At 63.7% G+C, this 1,124-nt stretch carries 2 protein-coding genes; both read right to left on the reverse strand.

The features are described 5' to 3' along the window. Positions 1-806: FG-GAP repeat domain-containing protein (locus tag AB0I38_RS40325; protein WP_358496231.1), on the reverse strand; the 806-nt coding region annotated here is incomplete at its 3' end. Positions 807-935: 129 nt separating this feature from the next. Next, positions 936-1,124 (reverse strand): FG-GAP-like repeat-containing protein (locus tag AB0I38_RS40330; RefSeq protein WP_358496234.1); only part of this gene is annotated, 189 nt, incomplete at its 5' end.

The raw sequence follows: 1,124 nt of genomic DNA on the forward strand, positions 1-1,124 counted from the left end.
GCGATGATGTCGGCTTTGCCGTCGCCGGTGAAGTCGCCGGGGCTGAAGATGGTGTCGAAGGCGGACCAGTTGTTGCTGAAGGCCTCGCCGGTGCCGGATTGGAAACCGCCGGTGCCGCTGCCACGGTAGAGGTGCAGGTCCTTGGTGGTGGCGTTACGCGCGATCACGTCGGCCTTGCCGTCACCGCTGAAGTCACCGGTGTCGCCACCCGCTCCGTCCTCGACGATGTTGTTGTAGCGGATGGGGCGATATCCCTGCATGCTCGACCACGACTCGCTCCCCACCTGACCACGGGAGTTGGCGGACGGGCCCTTCGCCCAGTCGTTCTCCCATCCGTCACCGTCCGGGTCGGCACCGCCGTTGAGGGAGTAGGTCCAGGCGCCCTGCGAGTGGTCGCCGGCGTTCTTCCATCGGGCGAACAGCTCCATGTGGCCGTCCTTGAGGATCGCGTCCCCCGGCCTGAGATCGTGAAGACTGGACAGGTATCTCTTGCCTGACCACGACGCGAAGTCGTTGGTGCTGTTGCCGCCCTTCCCGGAGTTCGCCGTGATGTGCCAGGCCATGGAGACCAGGCCGGAACAGTCCGGCCCGTACTTGTGCGTCCCGTCCACATCGGTGACCAATGTGTTGGACCGGCGCGTCAGGTTGTACTGGATCCCGCGGTTCACCCAGTTCTGGGCACGTGCCAGCACTTCGGAACGGGTGATGGGGCCGTTGGCGATGCTCGCGGCGTTTGCCTGGCCCCTGCCGCCGGCCTCATCGAGCGCGGTAAGGGCGAATATGCCCAGCGCGGATGCCGTACACACCGCGACGGTACGCGATAAAAGACGGTGAATGGTCGACCTGTTCATTCTCACGTGTCCTTTACAGGAGGGAGCATTTCTGTGTTTTGGCGGAGCTCCGGAATGCTGAGAAAACGATGTGTGGATCAGGTGTCAGAAGATGGTGTCGAAGGCGGACCAGTTGTTGCTGAAGGCTTCGCCGGTGCCGGATTGGAAACCGCCGGTGCCGCTGCCTCGGTAGAGGTGCAGGTCTTTGGTGGTGGCGTTGCGGGCGATGATGTCGGCTTTGCCGTCGCCGGTGAAGTCGCCGGGGCTGAAGATGGTGTCGAAGGCGGACCAGTT

This window comes from Nonomuraea cavernae (assembly GCF_040655715.1).
Lineage (GTDB): Bacteria > Actinomycetota > Actinomycetes > Streptosporangiales > Streptosporangiaceae > Nonomuraea > Nonomuraea cavernae_A.